This is a genomic window from Streptomyces sp. 8N706 (genome assembly GCF_052245415.1).
Lineage (GTDB): Bacteria > Actinomycetota > Actinomycetes > Streptomycetales > Streptomycetaceae > Streptomyces.
The window spans coordinates 1-4,076 of sequence record NZ_JBQQBW010000214.1 but is presented as its reverse complement, the minus strand read 5'-3'; the positions used below and the strand labels follow the sequence as shown (position 1 = coordinate 4,076).

Below are 4,076 nucleotides of genomic sequence, written 5' to 3'. Positions count from 1 at the left end.
TCCCCGCCCACCTCGCCCGCGAGGCAGCCGACCGCGCCGCCGTCCGCGCCCGCTGCGCCGACGGCATCCGCTGCGCCCGCCCCTCCTGCCTGACCTACGGCGCGGTGTGGGTCGACCACCCCGCAGACCGCCGGTTCCTGTGCACCGGCTGCATCCCGGCCGAGAACGCCGACCTCCACCAACGCGGCTTCACCCCCCGCGTCCAGCCCGTCCCCGGCGGCGTCCCCCAAGACGCCCGCTACATCGTCCGCCTGTACAACGCCACCGGCCGCGGCGCCCACACCATCCAGTGCCACACCCCCCACAAAGCACAGTTCGTCGCCGAGACCGAGCGCCCGTTCAACAACACCGGCTACGAGATCCGGATCCACCTCGACAGGTGACCACCCCACCCCCGCGGCCCGCTCCCTGCCGCGCTCCGGCCAAGGGAGCGGGCCGCGCCCCTTGCAGTTCCCCCACACCAGACCCGCCCCAAGCACCTCACCCGAGCCACCGACCCGCACCGCCGCCACCGGGCCCGGGCTACCCAGGTGGTGCCTGCCCCGCAACCGACGCGACGCAGCACAGAAGCCGCCTCCGCCCCAGGGGTGCGCCGGTTGCGCCAATAACCCCGCGCCACACCACGGTGATGCCCGCCCGGGGACTGGAGCCCGCGGCGCTCTCCACGGCCAGCCACCACCCCCCGGCTTCACACCAGCCCACCCGCAGAAAGGGCAACCCCCAACCCATGACCACGCCCACAGCCCACCACAATCCCAAGCCCCCCAGCAGCCTCCACACCTGGCAGCAGGCACACGACCAGGCCGTTGCCTACGCCCTGGCCCTGCTGGCCACCACCGGAACCCTCAGCCGTATCACCCCACCGGCCAACGCCCCCGACCAGCGCGCCCAGTGGTCGCCCCACAACCCCACAGGGCCAACGGGCAGTATCCGCCTCTTCTACACACCCAAAGCGGAAGTGGAACTCACCGACCTCCACCCGCACGACGCCGACCGCGTACTCGCCGGATGGCTCACCACGGTCGCCAGCGTGCTCCACCCCTTCCCCCGAGCAGAGGAAGGCCCGCCCAAACTGGGAGACCAACAACCGGACGCCTGGTACGAGATCCTCCCCGGCGGCGCCATCCACCCCTTCGACCCCGACCGGCATTACACCAGCGGAGCCACCGCAAGGCTCGACGAGCACGGGCACGTGAGCGTCCTGCGCATCCCGCCCTCAAGCGTGCCCCACGCCACCGTCTTCCTCGCCCTGGCCGCCGACCCCTCCGCGCCCCTGCCCACCACCCAACCACCCGCAACACCCCCGCACTCGGAACCGGGCCACCCCCCGTTCTAAAGGCAGCATCCGGCCCCCACCGGTCACCGGCACACGGACCGCCCCCGAGGTTCCGCACCACCCGAATCGCCCCACGCGCCGGACTACAGCGGCCCGGACCAGTTCCCCCCGGAACGGTCCGGGCCGCTCACCGATCCTGCCCCTCCCGGCCCCCGGCCCCCGGCACCTCCCTCCTGGGCCCCCGGGCAGCCAGGCACCTCCCGCAACATCCCCCCTGGGGTGCACCCCCGGCTTGCCGCCCCGCCCAACGGCCCACACCACCCAACGTGCGCGCCGGCCCCCCGCCCCGAGACCTTCCGCTTGCGGCCCTAACCCTGCGCCCCACCACCGTTCACACCGCCGGGCCCCGCCCCCCCCCGGCGCCCGGGCCGACGAACACGAAAGGCGCACACCCATGCCCAAGCGCAAAAACCACACCCGACAACTCCTCACCGCCCGCCGCAGCGCCGACACCGCGTACCAGCAGCACACCGGAGAGGAGAAAGACGCCCCGCCCAGGCTGCGGATCATGGCCGGACACGACCAGGGAACCCCTGTCGCCCACCAGCCGCGCCACACCCACGACCCCAAGCCATGGGTCGAGTACAACGGCCTCACCGGCCAACAGCTGTTCCGCTACACCGGCCGCGAGTGCTGGACCGTACCGGTCGACTCCCAGACCCCCATCGACCCCACACAGACCGTGTCCCGCTCAGTGTTCGCCCGCCTGGCAGCACACGGCATCGCCTGCGCACCGTGGCCCGACTCCGCCGGAACCCACGCCCGCTACACCTTCGCCGACCGCTCAGAACTCACCTGGGCCGGAACCGACATCTACGGGCGCGAGTGCTCCAACTACCACCCGACCGGCGAGCACAGCGTCATGGCGGTCCGCTGGACGCAGGAAGCGAAACCCCCCTACCGGGAAAAGATCGCCGAATTCGCCTCGGGCAACTACGCAGCCGACTCCGCCGCCCTGGCGGCCTGGATCGTCACCCTCGCCGACTGCCACGGCCGCAAGTGGCAAGACCACGCCACCGCCCAGGACAACGGCGCCGCACTCACCTGGCAGCAGCGCACGAGCCGAGTGATCGCCGCCGAGACCCCCGGCATGCACAGCCTGCGGTTCGCAGTCGACGGCGAGTGCGTACCAGGCGGCCGCACAGGCGAGACCTGGAACGCCGTCTACGCCGTGCCCGCCGACATCGACACCGCGCACATGACCAAAGCCGATGCCCAGCACTTCGGCGCCCCGACGTTCGAGCGGGCTTGACCCCCGCCCACTGCATAACACCCACACGGCGCGCAGAGCCGCCCCGCCCGGGCCAGCCCGCCCCTGATGTACGTCCACCCAGCGACAGCCGCACACCAGCAACGAACCTGCCCCCCGGTGGTTGCGCCGCTTGCCGCCTGCCCCGACACGGTCACGCCCCGGCCACCCCGGGCCGACAGCCAAACCTCGGCGGACCGAACGGAACTCTCCTCATGCCACCCACCCCCTCCCCACGCCCCCTGCCCCCACGCCCCCCGCGCCGAGCACGCCGAAGAGGTGCCGTAACCGCTGGTGCAACGCGCAACCCCACCCCGACGACAGCCCAGACACCTACTGCGTCGCATGCGCCGACCTCGCCGACGAACACGACGAAGGCACCCACAACTACGACAGCCACGAGCACTGCCCCGCCTGCCAACCCTGACCTCATGCGGACCTCACGCGCCAACAGCGGCGCGCCGAACCCCTGGCCCGGCCCGCGGTTGCGGCTCTAACCCTGCGCCCCGCCACCGTTCTGCCCGGCCACACCGGAGCCCCCCTCTTCCGGCTCCGGCCCGCCCCCCCCCACACACCAGCCGGGCCCGTCACCCGCCGCCCGGCACCCACACCACCACCGAAAGGCCCTACCAGCCGTGACCACCCACACCCACCGCCCGCCGACCGTGACGGTCCCCATCCACACCGACCCCCCACCTGCCATTCCAGCGCCCTCCACTCCCACCACCGGCCCGGCCACCGCCTCACCCGTGCGCATCGGCGACGCCCGCCCCGCAGACACCGGCACATACCTCCCCCTGATCGCCGCCACCACCCCCGGCCACCCGCTACCCACCAACCTGGGACAGGTCCTCTCCTTAAGGCCCGGCCCTCCGCTCTCCCATGGCCCCATCCTCTGCCTGGTAGCCAAGAACACCCACCAGCACACCGTGGGCGCCCTGCTGGGAGGAGTACCAAAGTGGGTCTACGAACACCCGCTCTGCGCCCGAACCGCACTGCCCCGCTTCCTGAAGTCCCGCATAGCAGCAATCCACGCGGTCGCGGTGCACCCCAACCACCGCGGCCAGGGCATCGCACGCAAACTGATCCGTGCCGCCGAGCGCCGCTTCAGGCAGGCCGGATACCAGCTGCTCACACTGGAACACCCCCCGGAGCTCACCACCTTCTACGAAGGACTCGGCTACCTCTCGGACACTAAGCTGATCATGAAACTGCCGGGAGAGGACCTGCTCGGGCAACAGTCCAACGGCCTGCGGTCAGCAGCCAAACCGCTCAGCTCCCGCGTGGAAATCGTCCACATCCCCGGCGCCCCAGCCCGCATCGTCTCCGGAATCCTCCCCGGCTGCCATATCTCCCCGACCATGCGGTTCACCAACGGATACCTCACCTCCTGACCCCACGAAATGCCCAACCCCCGGGGGCCCGCACCGCACTGAGCAGGCCCCCGGGGGTTGGGCATTTCGTGGGGTCAGGAGGTGAGGTATCCGTTGG

3 protein-coding genes and 1 pseudogene are annotated in these 4,076 nt (G+C 71.7%); all 4 read left to right on the top strand.

The window, feature by feature from the left end; all coding sequences use genetic code 11:
* A pseudogene (locus ACTWQE_RS33740) lies at positions 1–383 on the top strand (hypothetical protein); the annotation flags it as partial.
* 344 nt (positions 384–727) lie between these two features.
* On the top strand, positions 728–1,336 hold the full coding sequence (locus ACTWQE_RS33735; protein WP_443332906.1) for a hypothetical protein: 609 nt from the start codon (positions 728–730) through the stop codon (positions 1,334–1,336).
* 394 nt (positions 1,337–1,730) lie between these two features.
* Entirely contained in the window at positions 1,731–2,588 is an 858-nt protein-coding gene (locus ACTWQE_RS33730) for a hypothetical protein (protein ID WP_443332905.1), read from the top strand.
* 632 nt (positions 2,589–3,220) lie between these two features.
* Complete coding sequence (locus tag ACTWQE_RS33725; protein WP_443332904.1) at positions 3,221–3,979, top strand: GNAT family N-acetyltransferase; 759 nt, start codon at positions 3,221–3,223, stop codon at positions 3,977–3,979.
* Positions 3,980–4,076: the final 97 nt, after the last annotated feature.

What these genes read in the sequence shown, in the direction of transcription:
- ACTWQE_RS33735 (WP_443332906.1), top strand. Translation starts at nt 728, where the DNA reads ATGACCACGCCCACAGCCCACCACAATCCCAAGCCCCCCAGCAGCCTC.
- ACTWQE_RS33730 (WP_443332905.1), top strand. Translation starts at nt 1,731, where the DNA reads ATGCCCAAGCGCAAAAACCACACCCGACAACTCCTCACCGCCCGCCGC.